24 protein-coding genes are annotated in these 24,142 nt (G+C 72.5%); 20 read left to right on the top strand and 4 right to left on the bottom strand.

Features of this window, described 5'->3' with window-relative positions; all coding sequences use genetic code 11:
* Positions 1 to 89 precede the first annotated feature (89 nt).
* Together ACGF15_RS09855 and ACGF15_RS09850 are read right to left on the bottom strand one after the other, a co-directional pair.
* Entirely contained in the window at positions 90 to 761 is a 672-nt protein-coding gene (locus tag ACGF15_RS09855; protein ID WP_256524429.1) for a response regulator transcription factor, read from the bottom strand.
* Between the two features lie 13 nt (positions 762 to 774).
* Entirely contained in the window at positions 775 to 1,755 is a 981-nt protein-coding gene (locus ACGF15_RS09850; protein ID WP_376429188.1) for a RecB family exonuclease, read from the bottom strand.
* A 160-nt stretch (positions 1,756 to 1,915) separates the two neighbouring features.
* On the opposite strand from ACGF15_RS09850, the gene ACGF15_RS09845 reads away from it, so the two are divergent.
* From ACGF15_RS09845 to ACGF15_RS09835, 3 genes are all read left to right on the top strand, one after another.
* On the top strand, positions 1,916 to 3,175 hold the full coding sequence (locus tag ACGF15_RS09845; protein ID WP_345615516.1) for a site-2 protease family protein: 1,260 nt from the start codon (positions 1,916 to 1,918) through the stop codon (positions 3,173 to 3,175).
* Between the two features lie 18 nt (positions 3,176 to 3,193).
* Complete coding sequence (locus ACGF15_RS09840; RefSeq protein WP_256524431.1) at positions 3,194 to 4,081, top strand: tRNA (adenine-N1)-methyltransferase; 888 nt, start codon at positions 3,194 to 3,196, stop codon at positions 4,079 to 4,081.
* A 219-nt stretch (positions 4,082 to 4,300) separates the two neighbouring features.
* On the top strand, positions 4,301 to 4,885 hold the full coding sequence (locus tag ACGF15_RS09835; RefSeq protein ID WP_345615517.1) for a hypothetical protein: 585 nt from the start codon (positions 4,301 to 4,303) through the stop codon (positions 4,883 to 4,885).
* A gap of 63 nt (positions 4,886 to 4,948) precedes the next feature.
* On the opposite strand, the gene ACGF15_RS09830 is transcribed toward ACGF15_RS09835, so the two are convergent.
* On the bottom strand, positions 4,949 to 5,260 hold the full coding sequence (locus ACGF15_RS09830) for a ferredoxin (protein ID WP_345615518.1): 312 nt from the start codon (positions 5,258 to 5,260) through the stop codon (positions 4,949 to 4,951).
* 263 nt (positions 5,261 to 5,523) lie between these two features.
* On the opposite strand from ACGF15_RS09830, the gene arc reads away from it, so the two are divergent.
* The 6 genes from arc to prcA all read left to right on the top strand — a co-directional run bounded on the left by arc (position 5,524) and on the right by prcA (position 11,436).
* Positions 5,524 to 7,290, top strand: a complete 1,767-nt coding sequence (gene arc / locus ACGF15_RS09825) for a proteasome ATPase (RefSeq protein ID WP_345615519.1) — start codon at positions 5,524 to 5,526, stop codon at positions 7,288 to 7,290.
* A gap of 265 nt (positions 7,291 to 7,555) precedes the next feature.
* The gene (dop, locus tag ACGF15_RS09820; RefSeq protein ID WP_345615520.1) at positions 7,556 to 9,067 is read left to right on the top strand and encodes a depupylase/deamidase Dop; all 1,512 of its coding nucleotides are present in this window, start codon (positions 7,556 to 7,558) and stop codon (positions 9,065 to 9,067) included.
* Between the two features lie 148 nt (positions 9,068 to 9,215).
* Complete coding sequence (locus ACGF15_RS09815; RefSeq protein ID WP_256524436.1) at positions 9,216 to 9,434, top strand: ubiquitin-like protein Pup; 219 nt, start codon at positions 9,216 to 9,218, stop codon at positions 9,432 to 9,434.
* 228 nt (positions 9,435 to 9,662) lie between these two features.
* Entirely contained in the window at positions 9,663 to 9,839 is a 177-nt protein-coding gene (locus tag ACGF15_RS09810) for an endonuclease domain-containing protein (RefSeq protein ID WP_308315010.1), read from the top strand.
* Positions 9,791 to 10,636: a proteasome subunit beta gene (gene prcB / locus ACGF15_RS09805; protein WP_256524437.1), complete on the top strand. Its 846-nt coding sequence runs from the start codon at positions 9,791 to 9,793 to the stop codon at positions 10,634 to 10,636. Before ACGF15_RS09810 ends, prcB begins: the two co-directional genes overlap by 49 nt.
* A gap of 35 nt (positions 10,637 to 10,671) precedes the next feature.
* Positions 10,672 to 11,436 (top strand): proteasome subunit alpha, encoded by a 765-nt coding sequence (gene prcA, locus ACGF15_RS09800; protein WP_345615521.1) that lies wholly within the window; start codon positions 10,672 to 10,674, stop codon positions 11,434 to 11,436.
* Positions 11,437 to 11,532: 96 nt separating this feature from the next.
* Here prcA and ACGF15_RS09795 read toward each other — a convergent pair whose 3' ends face one another.
* Complete coding sequence (locus ACGF15_RS09795; protein ID WP_345615523.1) at positions 11,533 to 12,576, bottom strand: LacI family DNA-binding transcriptional regulator; 1,044 nt, start codon at positions 12,574 to 12,576, stop codon at positions 11,533 to 11,535.
* 140 nt (positions 12,577 to 12,716) lie between these two features.
* On the opposite strand from ACGF15_RS09795, the gene ACGF15_RS09790 reads away from it, so the two are divergent.
* From ACGF15_RS09790 to ACGF15_RS09740, 11 genes are all read left to right on the top strand, one after another.
* The gene (locus ACGF15_RS09790) at positions 12,717 to 14,000 is read left to right on the top strand and encodes an MFS transporter (RefSeq protein ID WP_345615525.1); all 1,284 of its coding nucleotides are present in this window, start codon (positions 12,717 to 12,719) and stop codon (positions 13,998 to 14,000) included.
* Positions 14,001 to 14,009: 9 nt separating this feature from the next.
* Positions 14,010 to 15,371 carry a Pup--protein ligase gene (pafA, locus tag ACGF15_RS09785; protein WP_256524441.1) on the top strand — a complete coding sequence of 454 codons (1,362 nt, stop codon included), beginning with the start codon at positions 14,010 to 14,012 and terminating at the stop codon, positions 15,369 to 15,371.
* Positions 15,372 to 15,483: 112 nt separating this feature from the next.
* Positions 15,484 to 16,422 carry an FKBP-type peptidyl-prolyl cis-trans isomerase gene (locus ACGF15_RS09780; protein WP_345615526.1) on the top strand — a complete coding sequence of 313 codons (939 nt, stop codon included), beginning with the start codon at positions 15,484 to 15,486 and terminating at the stop codon, positions 16,420 to 16,422.
* A 185-nt stretch (positions 16,423 to 16,607) separates the two neighbouring features.
* The gene (locus ACGF15_RS09775; protein ID WP_256524443.1) at positions 16,608 to 16,979 is read left to right on the top strand and encodes an FKBP-type peptidyl-prolyl cis-trans isomerase; all 372 of its coding nucleotides are present in this window, start codon (positions 16,608 to 16,610) and stop codon (positions 16,977 to 16,979) included.
* A 156-nt stretch (positions 16,980 to 17,135) separates the two neighbouring features.
* Entirely contained in the window at positions 17,136 to 18,092 is a 957-nt protein-coding gene (locus ACGF15_RS09770; protein ID WP_345615528.1) for a WYL domain-containing protein, read from the top strand.
* A 16-nt stretch (positions 18,093 to 18,108) separates the two neighbouring features.
* A complete protein-coding gene (locus tag ACGF15_RS09765) occupies positions 18,109 to 19,077 on the top strand; it encodes a WYL domain-containing protein (RefSeq protein ID WP_362613217.1) in 969 nt (322 codons plus the stop codon).
* Positions 19,078 to 19,092: 15 nt separating this feature from the next.
* Entirely contained in the window at positions 19,093 to 19,353 is a 261-nt protein-coding gene (locus ACGF15_RS09760; RefSeq protein WP_345615530.1) for a hypothetical protein, read from the top strand.
* Between the two features lie 76 nt (positions 19,354 to 19,429).
* Entirely contained in the window at positions 19,430 to 19,627 is a 198-nt protein-coding gene (locus ACGF15_RS09755; protein WP_256524447.1) for a hypothetical protein, read from the top strand.
* A gap of 255 nt (positions 19,628 to 19,882) precedes the next feature.
* A complete protein-coding gene (tatA, locus tag ACGF15_RS09750; protein WP_345615532.1) occupies positions 19,883 to 20,176 on the top strand; it encodes a Sec-independent protein translocase subunit TatA in 294 nt (97 codons plus the stop codon).
* Between the two features lie 102 nt (positions 20,177 to 20,278).
* Positions 20,279 to 21,166 carry a twin-arginine translocase subunit TatC gene (tatC, locus tag ACGF15_RS09745; RefSeq protein ID WP_392797552.1) on the top strand — a complete coding sequence of 296 codons (888 nt, stop codon included), beginning with the start codon at positions 20,279 to 20,281 and terminating at the stop codon, positions 21,164 to 21,166.
* 87 nt (positions 21,167 to 21,253) lie between these two features.
* Entirely contained in the window at positions 21,254 to 24,082 is a 2,829-nt protein-coding gene (locus tag ACGF15_RS09740) for a DEAD/DEAH box helicase (protein ID WP_345615534.1), read from the top strand.
* Positions 24,083 to 24,142 lie beyond the last annotated feature (60 nt).

Here is a 24,142-nt window from a genome sequence, read left to right as displayed (position 1 = left end):
AAGTCGCCGACGCCCCCTCCCACCCGGCCCGGGGCCCGCGGGGCCGGACCCCTCCCCGCCGGGCCCCGGCCCTCCTCCTGCCCGCACCCTCACTGGGCCCCGGGACGCACCAGCCCGCTCTCGTACGCGTAGACCGCCGCCTGCACCCGGTCGCGCAGGCCGAGCTTGGTCAGCACATGCCCGACGTGCGTCTTGACCGTGGTCTCGCTGACGAAGAGGTCCGCCGCGATCTCCGCGTTCGACAGGCCCCGCGCCACCAGCTTCAGCACCTCCACCTCGCGGTCGGTCAGCGTGTTCAGCGTGTCCGGCACGGCCTCCTCGCCCGAGGGCAGGTGGTCCGCGTACTTGTCGAGCAGCCGCCGGGTGATGCTGGGCGCCAGCATCGCCTCGCCCGCGGCGACCACCCGGATCGCCTGCACCAGCTCGTTGGCCGGGGCGTCCTTCAGCAGGAACCCGCTGGCACCGGCGCGCAGCGCCTCCACCACGTACTCGTCGAGGTCGAAGGTGGTCAGCACCAGCACCTTCGCCGGGCCGTCCCGGCCGGGCCCGGTGATCTGGCGCGTCGCCTCCACCCCGTCCATCCGGGGCATCCGGATGTCCATCAGCACCACGTCGGGCTGGAGCGCCCGCACCTGGTCGAGGGCCTGCAGGCCGTCACCGGCCTCGCCGACCACCGCGAGGTCCGGCTCCGCCTCCAGGATCATGCGGAAGCCGGTGCGCAGCAGCGGCTGGTCGTCCACCAGCAGGACGCGGATCGCCACGGGAACTCCTTCTCTAGACCGGGCCCATTCTGCCCTCACCGTCCCGGTCCGATCCGGCCGGGGAGACGGCCAGCGGATAGACCGGGGGAGTCCCGCCGAACTCGGGACAGAACGCCTGGTGGTCGCACCAGCCGCACAGCTTCGTCCGCCGGGGCCGCCAGTCGCCCGTCCGGGTGGCCTCCCGGATCGCCTCCCACAGCGCCAGCAGCCTGCGCTCCAGCCGCTCCAGGTCGGCCATGACCGGGTCGTACGTCAGCACGTCGCCGCTGCCCAGGTAGACCAGCTGGAGCCGGCGCGGCAGCACCCCCTTGAGGCGCCAGACGACCAGCGCGTAGAAGGTCATCTGGAACATCGCGCCCTCGCTGTACTCCGGGCGCGGCGCCTTGCCGGTCTTGTAGTCCACGATGCGCACCTCGCCGGTCGGCGCCACGTCGACCCGGTCGATCACCCCGCGCAGCCGCAGGCCGGAGTCCAGCTCCGCCTCCAGGAACAGCTCCCGCTCCGCCGGCTCCAGCCGCGTCGGGTCCTCCAGCGAGAACCAGCGCTCCACCAGCCGCTCGGCCTCGCCCAGCCAGCGCGCGAGCCGCTCGCCCCCCGCGTCCTCGGCGAAGAGCCCGGCCAGCTCCGGCCGGGAGGCCAGCAGCCGGTCCCACTGGCCCGGAACCATCGCCCGCGCCCGCTCCGCCGTCCGCTCCGCCGCCGGATCGTCGAACAGCCGCTCAAGGACCGCGTGCACCAGCGTGCCGCGGGTCGCGGCCTCGCTCGGTTGCTCCGGGAGCCGGTCGATGACCCGGAACCGGTAGAGCAGCGGGCACTGCATGAAGTCGTTCGCCCGCGACGGTGAGAGCGACGTCGGCCCGGCCGGGGCCCGGCCGGGGGCCGCCGGGGCGGGGCCGCCGCCCCCCTGCGCCGGGACCGGCGGCGGCCCGGCCTGCTGCTCCTGCTCCCCGCCCGCCGCGGGGAGACCCCCGGTGGACGGCTGACTCGTACTCATGGGGTAAGACCCTACGGCCCGCCGACGACAGCGATCGGCATACCATCGATGACAGGCCCTTCGCCCGGGCATGCTCGACGGAGCAGACCCGGCCGCAGCGGCGGCGACCGGCGGCGGGCACCACCGACCCGGCGATCAGCACCACCGACGAAGGGACCCCGTGAAACAGGACGACACCGGCGGCGAGCGCGAGCGGCCGCGGGCCCGGTCGGGCGCCGCGAGCGGCGAGGGCGGCGCGGCACCGGACGGCGGCGCCAAGCGCCGGGCGGCCCCCGGAGGAGGCATCCTCATGGGCCGCCCCTTCGGCGTGCCCGTGTACGTGGCCCCCAGCTGGTTCGTCGTCGCGGCACTGATCACCTGGGTCTTCGGCGGCCAGCTCGACCGCGTGCTCCCCGAGCTCGGGGGCGCCCGCTACCTCGTCTCGCTCTTCTTCGCCGTCGCCTTCTACGCCTCGGTCCTCGTCCACGAACTCGCGCACACCGTCGCCGCGCTGCGCTTCAAGCTGCCCGTCCGCCGGATCCAGCTCCAGTTCTTCGGGGGCGTCTCCGAGATCGAGAAGGAGACCGAGACACCGGGGCGCGAGTTCGTCCTCGCCTTCGTCGGGCCGCTGCTCTCCCTGGTCCTGGCCGGGGTCTTCTACCTCGCCATGGCCGCCGTGGAGCCCGGCACCGTCCCCGGGGTCCTGCTCGCCGGGCTGATGATCTCCAACCTGATCGTCGCCGCCTTCAACCTGCTCCCCGGCCTCCCGCTGGACGGGGGCCGGATGCTGCGCGCCGTGGTGTGGAAGATCACCGGGAAGCCCATGGCGGGCACCGTCGCCGCCGCCTGGGTCGGCCGGGCGCTCGCCGTCGCCGTGCTCGTCGGGCTGCCCCTGGTCACCCACACCGGGGCCTTCGGGGGCGGGCAGGAGGTCGGCGGCATGGAGACCGTCACCGACGCCCTGCTCGCCGCGATCCTGGCCGCGATCATCTGGACCGGGGCCGGGAACAGCCTGCGCATGGCGCGGCTGCGCGAGCACCTGCCCGAGCTGGCCGCCCGCGCGCTCACCCGCCGTGCCGTGCCCGTGGAGACGGGCACGCCCCTGTCCGAGGCGCTGCGCCGCGCCAACGAGGCCGGGGCGCGGGCCCTGGTGGTGGTCGACGGCCAGGGCGAGGCCACCGGCATCGTGCGCGAGTCGGGCATCGTGGGCGTTCCCGAGCACCGGCGCCCGTGGGTGGCCGCCGGGACCCTCGCCCAGGACCTCGCCGAGGGCATGCGGGTGCCCGCCGGCCTCGCGGGCGAGGCCCTCCTGGACCACCTGCGCGCGACCCCGGCCACCGAGTACCTGGTCGTGGAGGAGGACGGGGCCATCTACGGGGTGCTGTCCACCGCGGACGTCGAGCGGGCCTTCGTCCAGGCCATGGCACGACCCTCGTCCTGACCCCGGTACTCTGGTCACATGTCCGAACCGACCGGTGCCGCCCGCCGTCGCGGGCCCTTCAAGGTCGGGGACCAGGTCCAGCTCACCGACCCCAAGGGACGCCACTACACGTTCACGCTCGAAGCCGGGAAGAACTTCCACACCCACAAGGGTTCCTTCCCGCACGACGAGCTGATCGGCGCTCCCGAGGGCAGTGTCGTCCGTACCACGGGAAACGTGGCCTACCTCGCGCTGCGCCCCCTGCTCCCCGACTATGTCCTGTCCATGCCCCGCGGCGCCGCCGTGGTCTACCCCAAGGACGCGGGGCAGATCCTGGCCTTCGCCGACATCTTCCCCGGCGCGCGCGTCGTGGAGGCCGGTGTCGGCTCCGGCTCGCTGAGCGCCTTCCTGCTGCGCGCCATCGGCGACCACGGCATGCTCCACTCCTACGAGCGCCGTGCCGACTTCGCCGAGATCGCGCAGCAGAACGTGGAGCGCTACTTCGGGGGTCCGCACCCCGCGTGGCAGCTCACGGTCGGCGACCTCCAGGACAACCTCAGCGACGCCGACGTCGACCGGGTCATCCTGGACATGCTCGCCCCCTGGGAGTGCCTGGAGGCCGTCTCCAAGGCCCTGGTGCCCGGCGGCATCCTCTGCTGCTACGTGGCCACCACGACCCAGCTGGCGCGCACCGTGGAGTCCATCCGGGAGATCGGCTGCTTCGCCGAGCCGCAGCCCTGGGAGTCGATGGTCCGCAACTGGCACGTCGAGGGCCTGGCCGTGCGGCCGGACCACCGGATGATCGGGCACACCGGGTTCCTGGTGACCGCCCGCCGCCTCGCCGACGGCGTGGAGCCGCCGATGCGCCGCCGCCGCCCGGCCAAGGGCGCCTACGGCGAGGACTACGAGGGGCCGAACAAGGGCTGACGCCCCCGCAGACCGACACACAACACCCCGGCGCCGCCGCCGGGTTCCGCCCGAAACGGGGGAACTCGGCGGCGGCGCCGCCGTCTTGACCGCCGCCGCCGGACCGGGGGCGGCGCCGCGGCCTTCCGAACGGGCACGGACCCCCCTGTTCCGCGGGCGTGTGACGTGTGGCACGATGCTGGCCACCCCCTCGGCACGACTCCCCAGGAGACTCCCGGCGTGCAGACCCCCGTCGTCCCGGACCTCGCGCACACCCACGCCCGCCCGGCGCACTGGCTCCTCACGGCGACGGCCATGGCCGCGGTCGTGGCGGCCGCGGGGCTGCTCCAGCCCCACGCCGCCACCGCCTCCCCGGAGCCCCTCGCGGCCGCCGCGGGGACCGCGCCCGGCGCCGCGGCCCCGGCCGCACCCGACCCGGACGCCGTCGAGCTGCCGCTCGTCTGCGGGGACCTGGGCAGTGTGGTGACCGCGCGGGCCGCCGGGGACCTGGACGGGGACGGACGGCCGGAGACGGTCGTGGCGGCCCGCTGCGACGCGGGCTCCGGCACGCCGCCGCACGGCCTGTACGTCCTCGCCGCCACCCGGGACGGCACCCCCCGGACCGTGGCCACCCTGGTGCCGCCGACCGACAAGTTCAGCGTCGACGCGCTCGCGGTCGACGGCGGATCGGTCACCGCGACCCTGCTCGGCTACTCCTCGGCGTCCGTGCCCGGCTGCTGCCCGGACATACGCGAGGAGGCGGAATGGAGCTGGCGGGGCGGGACGTTCATACGCGCCGCCGGGCCCGCGGCGCTCGGCGTCTGAGCGGTCACACGGAGTGACGCCCTCTGCGTGATGACGGGCCGGTGCCCGGTTCCGCTCCGGACCTCAGTCGGCGTCGGGGCCGTAGACCTCGACCCTGTCCGAAACCCGGCGCACATGGATGCAGTCGCCCGGGCACTCCTTGGCCGAGTCCACCACGTCCGTGAGCAGCGGGAGCGGGACGGGCGTCGTGGCCCCGGGGGCCTGGAGCAGCTCGTCGTCGGCGGACTTCACATAGGCCAACCCGTCGATGTCCAGCTCGAAGACCTCGGGCGCGTACTGCGCGCAGATTCCGTCCCCGGTGCACAGGTCCTGGTCGATCCAGACCTCCAGCGCCTCCTGGGCGCCGTCGGTGGGAACCTCGTGCTGCACGGTCATCTCTCCTGCCGTTTCCTTCGTCGGTGCGGCGAAACGAAGCAAGTCGCGCCAGCCCTGACGGGTGTTGAACGCTTCGACCATACAACCGACGGCTTTCCGGTGGTGCGGGGTGGGTATCTCCTGGGTATTCCCCCTGACACGGGGAGAGCGCAAGGGTGAAGATCGGACACACCCCTTCCGTCTTTGTGATCTAGGGGTTTCAATCACCACCCACACAGGTAGGGTCAGGAAGCGTCCAGCTCCCCTTGGAGGAGGTGAGGACCGTGGCAGCCCACGACGATGACATCAACCGCGGCATCCGGCCCGGTCGCGGGTCCGAGGACCCCGCCGGTCAGGTTGCCTATCTCGAGCAGGAAATCGCCGTCCTGCGCCGCAAGCTCGCCGACTCTCCGCGTCATACGAGGATTCTCGAGGAGCGGATCGTCGAGCTGCAGACCAACCTGGCCGGCGTGTCCGCGCAGAACGAGCGGCTCGCCAACACGCTCCGTGAGGCCCGTGACCAGATCGTGGCCCTCAAGGAGGAGGTGGACCGCCTCGCACAGCCTCCCGCGGGCTTCGGCGTCTTCCTCCAGGCCAACGAGGACGGCACGTGCGACATCTTCACCGGGGGCCGCAAGCTCCGGGTGAACGTCAGCCCCGGGGTGGAGCTCGACGAGCTCCGGCGCGGCCAGGAGCTGATGCTCAACGAGGCGCTCAACGTGGTCGAGGCCATGGAGTTCGAGCGCGCCGGCGACATCGTCACCCTCAAGGAGATCCTGGAGGACGGCGAGCGCGCCCTGGTGATCGGGCACACCGACGAGGAGCGGGTGGTCAGGCTCGCCGAGCCGCTGCTGGACACCACCATCCGCCCCGGCGACGCCCTGCTGCTGGAGCCGCGCTCGGGATACGTCTACGAGGTCATCCCCAAGAGCGAGGTCGAGGAGCTGGTCCTCGAGGAGGTCCCCGACGTCGACTACGACCGGATCGGCGGCCTCGGCGGCCAGATCGAGATGATCCGGGACGCGGTCGAGCTCCCCTATCTCCACCCCGACCTGTTCAAGGAGCACGAGCTGCGGCCGCCCAAGGGCATCCTGCTCTACGGCCCGCCCGGCTGCGGCAAGACGCTCATCGCCAAGGCCGTGGCCAACTCCCTTGCCAAGAAGGTCGCCGAGGTCACCGGACAGCCCGCGGGCAAGAGCTACTTCCTGAACATCAAGGGCCCCGAGCTGCTCAACAAGTACGTCGGCGAGACCGAGCGGCACATCCGCCTGGTCTTCCAGCGGGCCAGGGAGAAGGCGAGCGAGGGCACGCCCGTCATCGTCTTCTTCGACGAGATGGAGTCCCTCTTCCGCACCCGCGGCTCGGGCGTCAGCTCGGACGTCGAGAACACCATCGTCCCCCAGCTCCTCGCCGAGATCGACGGCGTCGAGGGGCTGGAGAACGTGATCGTGATCGGCGCCTCCAACCGCGAGGACATGATCGACCCCGCGATCCTGCGCCCCGGCCGGCTCGACGTGAAGATCAAGATCGAGCGTCCGGACGCGGAGGCCGCCAGGGACATCTTCGCCAAGTACCTCACCCCGGGCCTCCCGCTCCACGCCGACGACCTCGGCGAGCACAGCGGGTCCCGGGAGGCGGCCGCCGGCGCCATGATCCAGTCGGTCGTGGAGCAGATGTACGCGGAATCCGAGGAGAACCGCTTCCTGGAGGTCACCTACGCCAACGGTGACAAGGAAGTCCTCTATTTCAAGGACTTCAATTCCGGTGCGATGATCCAGAACATCGTGGACCGGGCCAAGAAGATGGCGATCAAGGCGTTCCTCGACCACGACCAGAAGGGCATCCGCGTCGCGCACCTGCTCCAGGCGTGTGTGGACGAGTTCAAGGAGAACGAGGACCTGCCCAACACCACCAACCCCGACGACTGGGCCCGCATCTCCGGAAAGAAGGGCGAGCGGATCGTCTTCATCCGCACCCTGGTCACCGGGAAGCAGGGCGCCGACACCGGCCGGTCCATCGACACGGTGGCCAACACCGGCCAGTACCTGTAGGGAGACGGCGGCTGCGGATGCCCGTCCCCCGTCCCCGCTCGCGGGGGCGGGAGGACTCCCAGCATCCGCAGCCGGCCGCTTTCCGGCCAGGTGCCCCCGTACCACCAGCAATGACGCAATCGATCTCCCCTCCCGTGCAGCGGCGCAATAGGCTCTCCGGTATCGCCGAGCGGCGCGGCGGGGAAGAGTTCCGCACGCGCACCGGAGAGCAGCGGTATCTGAGCGTCACCCCGCGAAGGGGGCGCCGCCGGGCAAGGAGGGCCGCATGACCGTACGGCGAGTAATGGGCATCGAGACGGAGTACGGGATCTCCGTCCCCGGCCACCCGAACGCCAATGCCATGCTCACCTCGTCCCAGATCGTCAACGCCTACGCGGCGGCGATGCACCGGGCGCGGCGAGCCCGCTGGGACTTCGAGGAGGAGAACCCGCTGCGGGACGCCCGCGGCTTCGACCTCGCCCGGGAGGCGGCCGACTCCAGCCAGCTGACCGACGAGGACATCGGCCTGGCCAACGTGATCCTCACCAACGGCGCCCGCCTCTACGTCGACCACGCCCACCCGGAGTACAGCTCGCCCGAGGTGACCAACCCGCGCGACGCCGTGCTCTGGGACAAGGCGGGGGAGCGGATCATGGCGGAGGCGGCCGAGCGGGCCGCCCAGCTGCCCGGTGCCCAGCCGATCCACCTCTACAAGAACAACACCGACAACAAGGGCGCCTCCTACGGCACGCACGAGAACTACCTGATGAAGAGGGAGACGCCCTTCTCGGACATCGTGCGCCACCTGACGCCCTTCTTCGTCTCCCGGCAGGTCGTCACCGGCGCGGGACGGGTCGGTATCGGCCAGGACGGCCACGAGCACGGCTTCCAGATCAGCCAGCGCGCCGACTACTTCGAGGTCGAGGTGGGGCTGGAGACGACGCTGAAGCGGCCGATCATCAACACCCGCGACGAGCCGCACTCCGACGCGGAGAAGTACCGGCGCCTCCATGTGATCATCGGCGACGCCAACCTCTCGGAGATCTCCACCTACCTCAAGCTGGGCACCACGGCACTGGTGCTGTCCATGATCGAGGACGGCTTCGTCACCGTCGACCTGGCCGTGGAGCAGCCGGTGCGCACGCTGCACCAGGTCTCCCACGACCCGGACCTCCAGCACCTGGTCACGCTCCGCAGCGGCCGGATGCTGACCGCGGTGCAGCTCCAGATGGAGTACTTCGAGCTCGCGCGCAAGTACGTGGAGGAGCGCTACGGGGCCGACGCCGACGAGCAGACCATGGACGTGCTCACCCGCTGGGAGGACACCCTCAACCGGCTGGAGAGCGACCCCATGAGCCTCGCCGGCGAGCTGGACTGGGTGGCCAAGCGGGAGCTGATGGAGGGCTACCGGCGCCGGGACGGCCTCGACTGGGACGCCGCCCGCCTCCACCTGGTCGACCTCCAGTACGCGGACGTGCGCCCGGAGAAGGGCCTGTACAACCGGCTGGCCGCCCGGGGGCGGATGAAGCGGCTGCTCGACGAGCCCGAGGTCCGGCGGGCCGAGAGCAGCCCGCCGGAGGACACCCGCGCCTACTTCCGGGGCCGCTGCCTGGAGCAGTACGCCGACGACGTGGCCGCGGCCTCCTGGGACTCCGTGATCTTCGACCTGCCGGGGCGGGACTCGCTCCAGCGGGTCCCCACGCTGGAGCCGCTGCGCGGCACCCGCGACCATGTGAAGGACCTCCTGGACCGCTGCCGCACGGCCGAGGACCTGGTGAAGGTCCTCTCGGGCAGCTGATCCGGGGCTGAAGACGCTCAGGACCGGGAATGACCATGGTGGTCCCCGGACGTTGAGTGAAGCGCGGGGCCGGCACCGGGCCCGGCTTGTAGGGTCTGATCTTGACCGAACGAACCCACGTCAGGGCGAAACGAGCGGGGTGAGGGACATGGCGACCAAGGACACCGGCGGCGGACAGCAGAAGGCCACGCGTTCCACCGAGGAGACCGACGAGCAGGCGCAGGAGGCGCAGGCGGCGGGCGACCTCCAGGAGCGCCAGGAGAAGCTCTCGGACGACGTGGACTCGGTCCTCGACGAGATCGACGACGTCCTGGAGGAGAACGCCGAGGACTTCGTGCGCTCCTTCGTGCAGAAGGGCGGCGAGTAGCGGAGGGCGCCTCCGGGCGGCTCCTCCACGGGTGCGGTACCCGGCGCGCGGCCTGGCGGGTCCAGGCCGCGCGGCGTATCCGCACCCCCGGGCCGCACCGCGTGCGGCGGGCTCCCGGGCCGTGTCGGATCCGGACCGCTTCCCGGCGCCGGTCCGATCGGTCACGCCCGGTCCCCGAACCGTTTCGGCACCGTCCGCGGACCGCTTCCTGCGGCTTCGTCCGAACATGTGGATCACCGCCACGGGGCGGGTAGGGTCCGTGGCATACGGTGCATCGACTGCAATCCGGCCGGCGGCACGTGGGGGGACGACCCCGGCGCCCTGCGGCGGGCCATCGCACACCTGGAGGGAAACGCGTGGAAGCCAACACTCGTAGCACCGGGCGTCTACCGGCTGCCTTCCTGACGCCCGGCTCGTCGTCCTTCATGGACTTCCTGGGCGAGCACTCGCCCGAGCTGCTTCCCGGCAGGCGGGTGCTGCCGCCGGTGCAGGGCGCCATCGAGGCCCCGCACGGGACCACGATCGTGGCCGCCACCTTCCCGGGGGGCGTGGTGCTCGCGGGCGACCGCCGCGCCACGATGGGCAACATGATCGCGCAGCGCGACATCGAGAAGGTCTTCCCCGCCGACGAGTACGCGGCGGTGGGCATCGCCGGCACGGCGGGCCTGGCCGTGGAGATGGTCAAGCTCTTCCAGCTGGAGCTGGAGCACTTCGAGAAGGTCGAGGGGGCGCAGCTGTCCCTGGAGGGCAAGGCGAACCGGCTGTCGACGATGATCCGCAGCAACCTCGGGATGGCGATGCAGGGCCTGGCCGTGGTGCCGCTCTTCGCCGGCTGGGACCTCGACCGGCAGCGCGGGCGGATCTTCTCCTACGACGTCACGGGCGGCCGCTCCGAGGAGCAGGGATACGCGGCGACCGGTTCCGGCTCCCTGTTCGCCCGCGGCTCGATGAAGAAGCTCTTCCGCGACGACCTGACCGAGCAGGAGGCGACGACGCTGGTCGTCCAGGCGCTCTACGACGCCGCGGACGACGACTCGGCGACCGGTGGGCCGGACATGGCCCGGCGGATCTACCCCATCGTCACCGTGATCACCGACGAGGGCTACCGCCGGCTGGCGGACGCGGAGACGTCGGACCTCGCGCGCGCCGTCCTCGACGGCCGCCTCGCACACCCCGACGGCCCCCGCGCCGCGCTGCTCTGATGTTTTCGCCTTCGACAGAAAGGGACGGATAGCCGGTGTCGACACCGTTCTATGTCTCGCCTCAGCAGGCGATGGCCGACCGGGCGGAGTACGCCCGCAAGGGCATCGCGCGCGGTCGCAGCCTCGTGGTGCTGCAATACGCCGACGGCATCGTGTTCGTCGGCGAGAACCCGTCCCGTGCCCTGCACAAGTTCAGTGAGATCTACGACCGCATCGGCTTCGCCGCCGCGGGCAAGTACAACGAGTACGAGAACCTGCGGATCGGCGGCGTCCGCTACGCCGACCTGCGGGGCTACACCTACGACCGAGACGACGTGACGGCCCGCGGCCTGGCGAACGTCTACGCGCAGACCCTGGGCACCATCTTCTCCAGCGCGGGGGAGAAGCCCTACGAGGTGGAGCTGGTGGTCGCCGAGGTCGGCGACGCACCCGAGGGCGACCAGATCTACCGGCTGCCCCACGACGGCTCCATCGTGGACGAGCACGGCTCGGTCGCCGTCGGCGGCAACGCCGAGCAGATCAGCGGCTTCCTGGACCAGCGCCACCGCGAAGGGATGTCCCTTGCGGAGGCGCTGAGGCTGGCGGTCCAGGCGCTGTCCAGCCAGGCCAACGGCAGCGACCGGGAGATCCCCGCGGAGCGCCTGGAGGTCGCGGTGCTGGACCGCACCCGGCCGCAGCAGCGGAAGTTCAGGCGCATCGTCGGCCGGCAGCTGGAGCGTCTGCTGGCGGCCGAGGAGGCGGCCACGACCCCGACGGACGCGCCCTCCGACGACCCGGACGAGGGGGAGCCGGCCCGGTAGGGCCGGCCACCGGATGCGCGTGTGCCCCGGGCCCCGTACGCACGGGGCCCGGGGCACACGCGCATCCGGTGCGGGCCTTCCGGGGCCGCGGGGCTCTCAGCGGGCCGGGGGCGGCGCCGTGGAGCCCCGCGGGACCAGGCTCACCGGCAGCTGGTCCAGGGCGGGGGGACGGCCCTCCAGGACGTCCAGGAGGGCCGTCATGCCGTGCTCCCCGACCTCCTCGGCGGGCAGTCGCACGGTGGTGAGCTCCGGTTCCAGGGCGCGGGCGAGCGCCACGTCGTCGAAGCCGGTCACCGACAGGTCGTGGGGCACCCGCAGCCCGAGCCGCCGGGCGGCCTTGCACGCACCCGCCGCGAGGATGTCGTCGTCGCAGACGAGAGCCGTGGGCCGCGTTCCCGGGGAGGTCAGGGCCTGCTCCGCCGCCCGGCGGCCGGAGTCGACCTCGAGCGGCGCCCGGACGGTGCCGAGCGAGGTGCCGGGGACGCGCTCCAGCGCCGCGCGCAGGGCGTCGGCCCGGACGTCGAAGGTCCAGGAGGGCACGGCGGAGGCGAGGTGCACGATCCGCCGGTGGCCGAGCCCGAGGAGGTGCCCGGCGATCCGGCGCATGCCGTCGGCGACGTCGAGGTTGACGTGCGCGGCCGCACCGGCGGCTCCGGGGGCGCTGTCCAGCATCACCAGGGGCAGGTCGGTGCCGCGGATGGCGCTGAGGGCGTCGGCGGCCATGGAGGAGGCGATCACCCCGTCCAGAGCCGCCCGAGCCGAGGCGAAGGGGTCCCGGGCCGGGCCGACGCCCTGGGGCGAGGGGTAGAGGACCACCCCGAAGCCGTGGCGCGCCGCGACGGCCGCGGCCCCGGTGTAGACGCGGGCGAAGAACTCGTTGGTCAGCGCGGGCACCACGAGCAGCGCGGTCCGGGTGCGGCCGAGGCGCAGATTGCGTGCGGCCAGGTTGGGCCGGTAGCCGATGTCCCGGGCGGCGGCCCGCACCAGCCCGGCGGTCCGCTCGGAGACCCGGCCCCGCCACTTCTCGCCCAGTACCAGGGAGACGGTGGCCTGCGAGACCCCGGCGGCCCGCGCCACGTCCTTGCTGGTGGGGCGTGCGGGCGCTCCGGCGGCAGGGGGGCGGCCGGTGGAGTCTGCCATGGGTGCCCGTCCTCGGCCGCACGGGATCGGCTCGTCCGGGGCGGCGGCGCAGTGGACCCGCGGACTGGGGTCATGGTACGTATGAAGGAACGCGTTATACGTAAAACTCCGGCGTGGTCCGGGGGAGAAGGGCAGGACCGATGGCCGCCGGGTACGCGGACATACTCAGGGCGCCGCACGCGGCGCGCCTGCTGGCGGGCACGCTGCTGGGCCGCCTGCCCAACGCCACCGGGCACATCGCGATCGTGCTGTTCACCCGGGCCGAGGGCGGCAGCTACACCCTCGCCGGCGCCCTCGCGGCCGTCTACGGCCTGGCCACCGCGGTGGGCCAGCCGCTCCTCGGGCGGGCCGTCGACCTCCACGGCCAGCCCCGTGTGCAGCTCCCCGCCGCCCTGGTCTCCGCGTGCGGCATGGCACTGCTCGCCGCCGTCGGCACCGGCTCCCTCCTCCTCGCCTACACCGCCGTCGCGGTGGCCGGCCTGTTCACCCCTCCGCTGGAGGGCGGGCTGCGGGCGCTGTGGCCGGGCATCCTGGGGCGCGAGGACCGCGTCCACCGGGCCTACGCCATGGACGCCGTCGCCCAGGAGGTCATGTTCACGGTCGGCCCCCTGCTGGTCACCCTGCTGGTCTCGCTCTGGTCGCCGGCGGCCGCCCTCCTGGTCATCAACGCACTGGGCCTGCTGGGCGCCCTGTCGGTGGTCCTCTCCGAGCCCTCCCGCACCTGGCGCTCGGCGCCCCGTGAGGCGCACTGGCTGGGAGCCCTGCGCTCGCCCGGGCTGCTCGCCCTCCTCGCCGCCTTCCTCTTCGTCGGGCTCGCGCTCGGCTCGATCACCGTCGCGGGCGTCGCCTACGCCGACGACCACGGCCGCCAGAGCGTCTACGGCTGGCTGATGGCGGCCCTGGGGCTCGGCGCGCTGGTCGGCGGCGTGCTCTACGGGGCACGGCAGTGGGCCGGCCCGCCGGAGCGCCGGCTGCGGATCATCACCGCCCTGCTGGCGCTCGGCTACCTGCCCCTGGTCCTCACCCCGGGCGTGGCGGCCATGACCGCGCTGGCGGCGCTCGCCGGGGTGTTCCTGGCCCCCGCCATCGCCTGCGCCTTCATCGTCGTGGACCGGCACGCGCCCCGCGGCACGGTCACCGAGGCCTTCTCCTGGCTGGTGACCACCTTCGGCGTGGGCGCCGCGCTCGGCACCGCCGTCGCCGGGCCCGCGGTCGAGCTCGGCGGCACCCCGTGGAGCTTCGCGGTCGCCGCGGCGGGCGGATTCGCGGCCCTGCTCGTGCTGACGGCCACTCAGGGCGTACTGGCCGCCCCGGCCCGGGAGGCCGTCCTTCCCGCTCCGGACGGGGCCGCCGGAACAGGTGCAGCGCAAATTGATCGGAACGGGGCCGTCCAACCCGGTTTCAGCTCCGGCCGTGAGGCGTAATGTTCAGACATGGACCGCCGCATTTTCGGGCTGGAGAACGAGTACGGCGTCACGTGCACGTTCAGGGGACAGCGCCGACTGTCACCTGACGAAGTGGCGCGCTACCTCTTCCGCCGTGTCGTGTCATGGGGCCGCAGCAGCAATGTGTTCCTGCGGAACGGCGCCCGCCTGTACCTGGACGTGGGATCGCATCCGGAATACGCAACGCCGGAATGCGACAACGTGACCGAGCTGGTCACCCACGACAAGGCCGGCGAGCGCATTCTGGAAGGCCTGCTCGTGGACGCCGAGCGCCGCCTGCACGAGGAGGGAATCGCGGGCGACGTCTATCTCTTCAAGAACAACACCGATTCCGCGGGCAACTCCTACGGCTGCCACGAGAACTATCTGGTGGCCCGGCACGGGGAGTTCTCCCGGCTGGCCGACATCCTCATTCCCTTCCTGGTCACCAGGCAGCTGATCTGCGGCGCGGGCAAGGTGCTCCAGACCCCCCGGGGCGCGGTCTACTGCGTCAGCCAGCGCGCCGAGCACATCTGGGAAGGCGTCAGCTCGGCCACCACCCGCTCGCGGCCGATCATCAACACCCGCGACGAGCCGCACGCCGACGCCGAGCGGTACCGCCGCCTCCATGTGATCGTCGGCGACTCCAACATGTCCGAGACGACCATGCTGCTCAAGGTCGGCGCCACCGACCTGGTGCTGCGCATGATCGAGGCCGGCACCGTGATGCGCGACCTCACCCTGGAGAACCCCATCCGGGCGATCCGCGAGGTGAGCCACGACACCACCGGCCGCCGCAAGGTCCGCCTGGCCTCCGGCCGGGAGGCCTCCGCCCTGGAGGTCCAGCGCGAGTACTACGAGAAGGCGGTGGACTTCGTCGACCGCCGGGGCATCCGCACCGGGACGGTGGCCCAGGTCCTGGAGCTGTGGGGCCGCACCCTCGACGCCATCGAGGCCGAGGACCTGGACCGCATCGGGACCGAGATCGACTGGGTCATGAAGTACCAGCTGCTGGAGCGCTACCGCGCCAAGCACAACATGACCATGTCGCACCCGAGGGTGGCGCAGATAGACCTCGCGTACCACGACATCCACCGGCGCCGCGGGCTGTACTACCTCCTGGAGCGCAAGGGCCAGGCCGCCCGCATCTGCAACGACCTGAAGATCTTCGAGGGGAAGTCGGTGCCCCCGCAGACCACCCGGGCGCGGCTGCGCGGCGACTTCATCCGCCGCGCCCAGGAGCAGCGGCGGGACTTCACCGTCGACTGGGTCCACCTCAAGCTGAACGACCAGGCCCAGCGCACGGTCCTGTGCAAGGACCCCTTCCGCTCGGTCGACGACCGGGTGGAGAAGCTGATCGCCGGGATGTAGCACGCAGGGTCGGAACGTCACCCGGGCCCCGTACGTTTCTCGTGCGGGGCCCCTGGCACGTCCTAGAGTGTCCCGGACCGACCGACCGTGCCGTCTGAGATCTGAGGAACACGTGCGCCGACTAGCCGGCCTTCTCGTCGCCCCGTTGCTGCTGCTGTCGGCAGTGGCGTGCGGCAGCGAAGGCAAGGGATCCGATTCCGTCTCGCCCGCGGGCGGCCTGCCCGCCATCACCGCCGGTGCCGCGTTCGGCGAGAAGCCGACCCTCGCCAAGGGGGAGGGCGACCCGCCCAAGGAGCTGAAGACCGAGGTCATCAGCGAGGGCGACGGCGCCGAGGTGAAGAAGGGCGACCAGATCGAGGTCAACTACCTCGGCCAGGCCTGGGACTCCGACGAGCCCTTCGACAACAGCTTCGACCGCGGGGAGCCCTTCAACCTGACCGTCGGCGCGGGCCAGGTCATCAAGGGCTGGGACCAGGGCCTGGAGGGCCAGAAGGTGGGCAGCCGCGTCGAGCTGGCCATCCCGCCGGAGCTCGGCTACGGCGAGCAGGGGCAGGGGCAGATCAAGCCGAACGCCACCCTGGTCTTCGTCGTCGACATCCTGAAGGCCACCACCATCCCCAAGGTCGCCGAGGGCACCGAGGTCGCCCAGGACAACATCGACCTGCCCAAGGTCGGCACCAACACCGACGGCAAGGCGCCCTCGATCACCGTCCCGGACAAGGACGCCCCGACCGAGCTGGTCTCCACCTACATCATCGAGGGCGACGGCCCCGAGGTGAAGAAGTCCGACACCCTGGCCGTGGCCTACAAGGGCGTGCTCTGGAAGGGCGGCAAGGAGTTCGACAGCAGCTACGCCCGAGGCAACGAGCCGGTGAGCTTCCCGCTCTCCCAGGTGATCCCCGGCTGGCAGGACGGCCTGGAGGGCAAGAAGGTCGGCAGCCGCGTGCTGCTGGTCATCCCGCCGGACCAGGCCTACGGCGACGCGGAGCAGCAGGGCATCCCGGCCGGCTCCACGCTGGTGTTCTCGGTGGACATCCTGGCCGCCTCCTGAACCCCGGGGCCACGGGCCCGGCCGCGCGCCCGCCGCGCCGCGCCGGCCCCGTGGCCCTGCGCGTACCACCGCGGGGGCGCACGGCCGGGCCCGCGCCACCCCCGCGCACCGCAACGCGCCACCGGTCCGCTTCTGAGAGACTGACCGGGCCTGCTCAACTGAGAGACACAAGGAGCACCATTCCCGTGAGCATCGACAAGCCCGAGATCGACTTCCCGGGCGGCGAGCCGCCGAAGGACCTGGAGATCAAGGACATCTGGGAGGGCGACGGCCCGGAGGCCAAGAAGGGCGACGTCGTCCAGGTCCACTACGTGGGCGTGGCCTTCTCCACCGGCGAGGAGTTCGACGCCTCCTGGAACCGCGGCACCCCGCTGCGCTTCCAGCTCGGCACCGGCCAGGTCATCGCCGGCTGGGACCGGGGCGTCCAGGGCATGAAGGTCGGCGGCCGGCGCCAGCTGACCATCCCGGCGCACCTGGCCTACGGCGACCGCGGCGCCGGCAGCGCCATCGCCCCCGGCGAGACGCTGATCTTCGTCTGCGACCTGGTCGCCGTCTGACCGCTGCCGACGGGCCCCTGACGGGCCGTCGCGCGGGTCGGCGCACCGCGACGAGGGCCCACGCCCCAGGCGTGGGCCCTCGCTTTGGTCCGGACACGCCGGGACGGTACGGTCGTCGCTCGTAGGGGACGTGAGCGGAAGAGGTGGCGGGCGTCGATGGCCATTGCCAAGGCCGAGCGGCTGATGAACCTGGCGCTGTGCCTGCTGGGGACCCGGCGCCCGCTCAGCAAGCGCGAGCTGCGGGGCTCCATCGAGGCGTATCTGGAGGCGTCCACCGACGACTCCTTCAACCGCATGTTCGAGCGCGACAAGGACGACCTGCGCGAGCTGGGCCTCGTCATCGAGACGGTGGAGGCCCTCGACGGGGAGATCGGCTACGTCGCCCGCGGCGACAGCAACCGCCTCCCCCCGATCACCCTGGACGCCGAGGAGGCCGCCGCGCTCGGCCTGGCCGCCAGGGTGTGGCAGCAGGCCCGGCTCGCCGGAGCGGCCAGCGGGGCCCTCCAGAAGCTCCGCGCCGCGGGAATGCCCGAGACCGGGGAATCCTACGAGGAACGCCCCGGTGCCCTGGAGCCCCGCATCCCCGTCCACGAGGCCGCCTTCGAGCCGCTGATGCTGGCCTGCCGCGACCGCCGCCCGGTCGTCTTCGCCTACCGCAAGGCCAACGCCGCCCGCCCCGAGCAGCGCACCGTCGAGCCCTGGGCCCTGGAGTGCTGGCGCGGCCACTGGTACCTGGCCGGTCACGACCGCGACCGCGGTGCGGAGCGCGTCTTCCGGCTGTCCCGGATCACCGGCAGGGTCCGCGCCCGCACGGGCGGATACACCGCACCCGTGCCCGACGTCGTCACGGTCCGCGAGACGGTGGCGACCTGGGCCGGCGAGACCGCCACCCGCACCGCGCTGATCCGGCTGCGCTCCGGCTGCGGCTACCCGCTGCGCGCCCGTGCCGTCGAGGTCCGGGAACTCGGCGACGGGTGGGACGAGTTGGAGATTCCGTACGGGCACGGGCTGGACGCCTGGCTGGTGGAGTTCGGGCCCGACGCCGTCGTACTGGAACCCGCGGACCTGCGGGCCGACGTGGTCGACCGGCTGCGCGCCGTGGCCAAGGGCTGAGAGGGAGGCGTACGACGTGGCCGCCAACGCCATCGACCAGACCCGGCGGATGCTCTCGCTGGTGACCTATCTGCGCGAGCGCCCCGGAGCGTACATCGCCGACGTCGCGCGCGCGTTCGGGATCACCGAGGACGAGCTCATCTCCGACCTGGACGTGCTGCCCATGTGCGGCACCAGCTTCCGGGGCGGGGACCTGCTCGACATCGACACCGACGGCGAGCGCATCTGGTGGCGCAATCCCGACGCCTCGGGGGAGTCCACCGCCGAGCCGCTGCGCCTGGCCGCCGACGAGGCCACCGCCCTGCTGGTCGCCGCCCGCGCGGTCGCCACACTGCCCGGCCTGCGCGAGGGCGACCGCGACGCCCTGCTGCGGGCCACCGCCAAGATCGAGGGCGCTGCGGGCGAGGCGGCCGGCGCCAGCTCCCGGCTCTCGGTGACCTTCGAGTCCGAGGGCGGTGTTTTCGCCGAGGTCGACCGTGCGATCTCGGAGCGCCGCCGCCTGTGGCTGCGCTACTACTCCCCGGCACGGGACGAGCTCACCGAGCGCGAGGTCGACCCGATCCGGCTGTTCGCGGTGGGCCACACCTACATGGAGGCGTGGTGCCGCCAGTCCGAGGCGCGGCGCACCTTCCGCCTCGACCGGGTCGCCGAGATCCGGCTGCTGGAGGAGGCGGCGGCACCGCCCGAGATCGAGCTGCGGGACCTGTCCGAGGGGCTCGTCCAGCCCTCGGCCGAGGACCCGGAGGTCGTGGTGGAGGTCGGCCCCGGCGGCCGCTGGGTCGCCGAGTACTACCCGCACGACAGCGCCGAGGAGCTGCCCGACGGCGGGCTGCGGATCACTCTGCGCACGCCGGCCCCCGCCTCGCTGCGACGACTGGCGCTGCGGCTCGGCCGGGACGGCCGGATCGTGTCGCCGCCGGAGCTGGCGGCCAGTGCCAGGGCCGCGGCGCGGGAGGCGCTGGCGGCGTACGACGACCGGGATTGAGGAGCTGCGCTGCGCATGTCATTCGTCCCCGGTGCCGCCCAGGCGCCCCAGACGGTGGGCCCGGTGCTCTTCAGGGCCGCCTGCCCGGACTGCCGCGGGCGCTTCGAGCTGTCCGCCGGGGCGCTGCGCCTGGCGATCGGCGGGAGCCGCCGTACCACCTTCTACTCCTTCACCTGCCCCGAGTGCGGTGCGGCCGTCCGCAAGCCGGCGGGGGAGCGGATAGTCGAGCTGCTCACGGGCGGCGGGGTGCGGACGCTCCGGCTCCACACGGGCTGACCCCCCGCGTCCCCACCGGGCCCGCCCGGTCCGGCGCCCTGCGCGGCCCGTGACGGTCAGGGTCTAGGCTCGTCGCATGTTCTGGCCCATGCTCGCCGTCGCCCTCGGCTTCCTCGGGATCGCCGTGCTCGGCGTCCTCGGTATCAGCGTCTTCGTCGAGGCCCGGCGCCTGGGCGACGAGGTCGCCCGGACCGCCGCCCGCATCGACCGCGCGGCGCAGGACCTGGAGCGGGCCGCGACGGACCTCGCGCACACCGGCGAGTCGCTGCGCTGACCCTCCGGCGGGACCGCCCCCTCCGCCCCCGGGGCCCCGCGGATCCGGCCGGAGGAGGTCTCCTCGGCGGCGTGGGCGGGGGGTAGGCTGCTGGTGGCGCCCCGGTGAGAGGCGCCGTCCGCTCACGCTCGTATGTACGGGGATTGCCGAGCGTTTACCCGTGCGCGTTACGATCGCTGAGTCGGCTCGGACACCTGTCCGGCGCGACGCGCAGCCATCAGCCACAGCCGCCCTCGGTGAGAAGGTAGAAGCCATATGTTCCGACAGATCGGGCCCACCGAGATCATCATCATCGCCCTCCTCATCCTGCTGCTGTTCGGGGCGAAGAAGCTTCCCGACATGGCGCGTTCGCTCGGCAAGTCCGCGCGGATCCTCAAGAGCGAGGCCAAGGCGATGAAGTCCGACGGGCAGCAGCAGTCGACCGCGCCGGGCGAGCCCCAGGACCCGGCTCAGGGCCAGGCCGCCCCGTCGCGCACCATCCAGGCGGCCCCCGGAGACGTCAGCAGTGCCCGCCCGGTGAGCGAGCCCACGGACTCCCCCCAGCGCTGACGACCAGGGCTGTCCTCCAGGACGGCCTGCCGCACGAGATGAGGACGTGGGTTGCTCAAGTCTGCCCGCTCGAACCAGACGGAGAAGGATCCCGAGGGCCGCATGCCGCTCGCGGACCATCTGCGTGAGCTCCGGAACCGGCTCGCCAAGGCGATGCTGGCGATCGTCATCGCGTCGATCGCAGCCGTGGCCTTCAGCCAGGAGCTGATGGACTTCCTCACGTCCCCCGTGCCGGCCTGCGGCGCCGACGGCCCGCGCAAGGGCGGGGTGTGCGCCACCATCGTCTACACCGACCTGCTGTCGCCCTTCACGACGACGGTCAAGGTGGTGCTCATGGCGGGCATCATCGTGTCGTGCCCGATCTGGCTCTACCAGCTGTGGGCGTTCGTCGCCCCGGGCCTGCACCGCAACGAGAAGAAGTACACCTACGTCTTCGCCGCAGCGGCTGCGCCCCTCTTCGCCGCCGGTGTCTGGTTCGCCTACCTGATCATGCCGGTCAGCATGAAGGTGCTTCTCTCGATCACCCCGGCGCCGGCCGAGAACCTCCTGAGCGTCGACAAGATCCTCGACTTCACCGTCCGCATGGTGCTGATCTTCGGGTTCTCCTTCGAGCTGCCGCTGCTGCTGATCATGCTGAACCTGACCGGCATCGTGACCGGACGCCGCATGCTCGGTTGGTGGCGCGGCGCCGTCATGGGCATCTTCGTCTTCGGCGCCATTGCCACCCCGTCGACCGATCCCCTCGGCATGATCGCCCTCTCCGGCCCGATCATCATGCTCTACTTCTTCGCCGTCGGGTTCTCCCTGCTCAACGACCGCAGGCGGCAGCGCAGCGACCCCGACGCGGGCCTCTCCGACGACGAGGCGTCCCAGCTGGACCTTGCGCCGGTGTCCGTCGGCGAGGCCGAGCCGCTGCCCGGGCAGCGCTCCCTGCCGGAGCAGCCGGGCGACGGGCCGCGGCGTTCCACCGGCTACGACGACGTGACCTGAGAGCACGCCCCGGGCGCCTCCGGGGCGGCCGGGACGCCGATAAAGATCCGCTGAGTGTCCGAGGGGGCGGGTAGGCTCGGAAGCAAGATGACCGAGGATCTCTCCCCCGCCGAGCGCTACGCCGCCGCCCGCGTCCGTACCCGGGAGGAGGCCACCGCGCTGGCCCCCTTCCGCGCCCTGTACGACTTCGACCTCGACCCCTTCCAGATCGAGGCGTGCCAGGCCCTGGAGTCCGGCAAGGGCGTCCTCGTGGCGGCGCCCACCGGCTCGGGCAAGACCATCGTCGGCGAGTTCGCCGTCCACCTCGCCCTCGCGCAGGGCCGCAAGTGCTTCTACACCACACCGATCAAGGCCCTGTCCAACCAGAAGTACACGGACCTGGTGAAGCGGTACGGCGCCGAGAAGGTCGGACTGCTCACGGGCGACAACAGCGTCAACTCCGAGGCACCCGTCGTCGTGATGACCACCGAGGTCCTGCGGAACATGCTGTACGCGGGCTCCCAGTCGCTGCGCGGCCTGGGGTACGTGGTCATGGACGAGGTGCACTACCTCTCCGACCGCTTCCGCGGCGCGGTCTGGGAGGAGGTGATCATCCACCTGCCCGACTCGGTGACCCTGGTGTCGCTCTCGGCGACCGTGTCCAACGCCGAGGAGTTCGGCGACTGGCTGGACACCGTCCGGGGCGACACCCAGGTGATCGTCTCCGAGGAGCGCCCCGTCCCGCTGTGGCAGCACGTCATGGCCGGCCGCCGGATGTACGACCTCTTCGAGGAGAGCACCGACCACGGCGGCCGCGGCCGCGGCCGCCGCGAGGTGAACCCCGATCTGGTGCGCCTGGCCCGGATGGAGAACTCGCGCTCCTACAACCCCCGCGACCGCCGCCGGGGCAGGGCGGTCCGCGAGGCCGACCGGGAGCGCGAGCGGCGCGCCCGCAGCCGCATCTGGACCCCGGGCAGGGCGGAGGTCATCGACCGCCTCGACGCCGAGGGTCTGCTGCCCGCGATCACCTTCATCTTCAGCCGCGCCGGCTGCGAGAGCGCCGTCCAGCAGTGCCTCCACTCCGGCCTGCGGCTCAACGACGAGGCCGCCCGCGCCGAGGTCCGCCGGATCGTCGAGGAGCGCACCGCCGCCATACCCGGCGAGGACCTGCACGTCCTCGGGTACTACGAGTGGCTGGAGGGCCTGGAGCGCGGCATCGCCGCCCACCACGCGGGCATGCTCCCGACCTTCAAGGAGGTCGTGGAGGAGCTGTTCGTGCGGGGCCTGGTGAAGGCCGTGTTCGCCACCGAGACCCTGGCGCTGGGCATCAACATGCCCGCCCGCTCGGTGGTCCTGGAGAAGCTCGTGAAGTGGAACGGCGAGCAGCACGCGGACATCACCCCCGGCGAGTACACCCAGCTGACCGGCCGCGCCGGGCGGCGCGGCATCGACGTCGAGGGCCATGCCGTGGTGCTGTGGCAGCGGGCGATGGACCCGGCGGCGCTCGCCGGCCTCGCGGGCACCCGCACCTACCCGCTGCGCTCCAGCTTCCGCCCGTCGTACAACATGGCGGTCAACCTCGTCCACCAGTTCGGGAGGCACCGCTCGCGCGAGCTGCTGGAGACCTCCTTCGCCCAGTTCCAGGCGGACCGCTCGGTCGTCGGCATCTCCCGCCAGGTGCAGCGCAACGAGGAGGGGCTGTCCGGCTACCGCGAGGGGATGACCTGCCACCTGGGCGACTTCGAGGAGTACGCCCGCCTCCGCCGCGAGCTGAAGGACCGGGAGAACGAGCTGGCCCGCCAGGGGGCGGCCCAGCGCCGGGCGGCCGCGGCCGCCTCGCTGGAGAAGCTGCGCCCGGGCGACGTGATCCACGTGCCGACCGGGAAGTTCGCCGGCCTGGCCCTGGTGCTCGATCCGGGCCTGCCCGCGGGGCGCACGGGCGGCCAGCGCGGCTTCGAGTACCACGACGGCCCCCGCCCGCTGGTGCTGACGGCCGAGCGGCAGGTCAAGCGCCTGGCCGCGATGGACTTCCCGGTGCCGGTGGAGGCGCTGGAACGGATGCGCATCCCCCGGTCCTTCAACGCCCGCTCGCCGCAGTCCCGCCGCGATCTGGCCTCGGCGCTGCGGACCAAGGCGGGCCACATCGTGCCGGACCGCCATCGCAGGGGCCGTGCGGCGGCGGCCGACGACCGGGAGATCGCCCGGCTGCGGAGCGAACTGCGCGCCCACCCCTGCCACGGCTGCGACGAGCGCGAGGACCACGCCCGCTGGGCCGAGCGCTACCACCGCCTCCAGCGCGACACCCGCCAGCTCGAACGGCGTATCGAGGGCCGGACCAACACCATCGCCCGGACCTTCGACCGGATCGTGGCCCTGCTGACCGAGCTGGACTACCTGCGCGAGGACGAGGTCACCGAGCACGGCAGGCGCCTGGCCCGCCTCTACGGCGAGCTGGACCTGCTGGCCAGCGAGTGCCTGCGCGACGGGATCTGGGAGGGCCTCGGCCCCGCCGAACTCGCCGCCTGCGTCTCCGCGCTGGTGTACGAGTCGCGTCAGGCGGACGACGCCGTGGCGCCCAAGGTCCCCGGTGGTGCGGCGAAGGCCGCGCTCGGCGAGATGGTCCGCATCTGGGGCCGGCTGGACGCGCTGGAGGAGGAGTTCAGGATCAACCAGGCCGAAGGGGTCGGGCAGCGCGAGCCCGACCTCGGGTTCGCCTGGGCCGCGCACCAGTGGGCCTCCGGCCGGGGTCTGGACGAGGTGCTGCGCGAGGCCGAGATGCCCGCGGGCGACTTCGTGCGCTGGTGCAAGCAGGTCATCGACGTGCTCGGCCAGATCGCCGCCGCCGCGCCCGCGGACGGCGGGACCGTCGCGAAGAACGCGCGCAGGGCCGTGGACGGCATGCTGCGCGGTGTGGTCGCCTACAGCTCGGTGGGCTGAGCGGGGGCGCCGCGGCCCCCGGGCGCACCAGACCCGCCGCGGGGCCGGACGCACCGGGCC

This window comes from Streptomyces sp. NPDC048001 (assembly GCF_043203115.1).
GTDB lineage: Bacteria > Actinomycetota > Actinomycetes > Streptomycetales > Streptomycetaceae > Streptomyces > Streptomyces sanyensis.
The sequence above is the reverse complement of the archived record's forward strand: the minus strand, read 5'-3'. Positions and strand labels throughout refer to the sequence as shown.

Coding starts and splice junctions, on each gene's coding strand:
- ACGF15_RS09850 (WP_376429188.1), bottom strand. CDS start 1,755: ATGAGTACGAGTCAGCCGTCCACCGGGGGTCTCCCCGCGGCGGGCGGG.
- ACGF15_RS09840 (WP_256524431.1), top strand. CDS start 3,194: ATGTCCGAACCGACCGGTGCCGCCCGCCGTCGCGGGCCCTTCAAGGTC.
- ACGF15_RS09830 (WP_345615518.1), bottom strand. CDS start 5,260: ATGACCGTGCAGCACGAGGTTCCCACCGACGGCGCCCAGGAGGCGCTG.
- dop (WP_345615520.1), top strand. CDS start 7,556: ATGACCGTACGGCGAGTAATGGGCATCGAGACGGAGTACGGGATCTCC.
- ACGF15_RS09815 (WP_256524436.1), top strand. CDS start 9,216: ATGGCGACCAAGGACACCGGCGGCGGACAGCAGAAGGCCACGCGTTCC.
- ACGF15_RS09795 (WP_345615523.1), bottom strand. CDS start 12,576: ATGGCAGACTCCACCGGCCGCCCCCCTGCCGCCGGAGCGCCCGCACGC.
- ACGF15_RS09790 (WP_345615525.1), top strand. CDS start 12,717: ATGGCCGCCGGGTACGCGGACATACTCAGGGCGCCGCACGCGGCGCGC.
- pafA (WP_256524441.1), top strand. CDS start 14,010: ATGGACCGCCGCATTTTCGGGCTGGAGAACGAGTACGGCGTCACGTGC.
- ACGF15_RS09770 (WP_345615528.1), top strand. CDS start 17,136: ATGGCCATTGCCAAGGCCGAGCGGCTGATGAACCTGGCGCTGTGCCTG.
- ACGF15_RS09760 (WP_345615530.1), top strand. CDS start 19,093: ATGTCATTCGTCCCCGGTGCCGCCCAGGCGCCCCAGACGGTGGGCCCG.
- ACGF15_RS09755 (WP_256524447.1), top strand. CDS start 19,430: ATGTTCTGGCCCATGCTCGCCGTCGCCCTCGGCTTCCTCGGGATCGCC.
- tatA (WP_345615532.1), top strand. CDS start 19,883: ATGTTCCGACAGATCGGGCCCACCGAGATCATCATCATCGCCCTCCTC.
- tatC (WP_392797552.1), top strand. CDS start 20,279: ATGCCGCTCGCGGACCATCTGCGTGAGCTCCGGAACCGGCTCGCCAAG.
- ACGF15_RS09740 (WP_345615534.1), top strand. CDS start 21,254: ATGACCGAGGATCTCTCCCCCGCCGAGCGCTACGCCGCCGCCCGCGTC.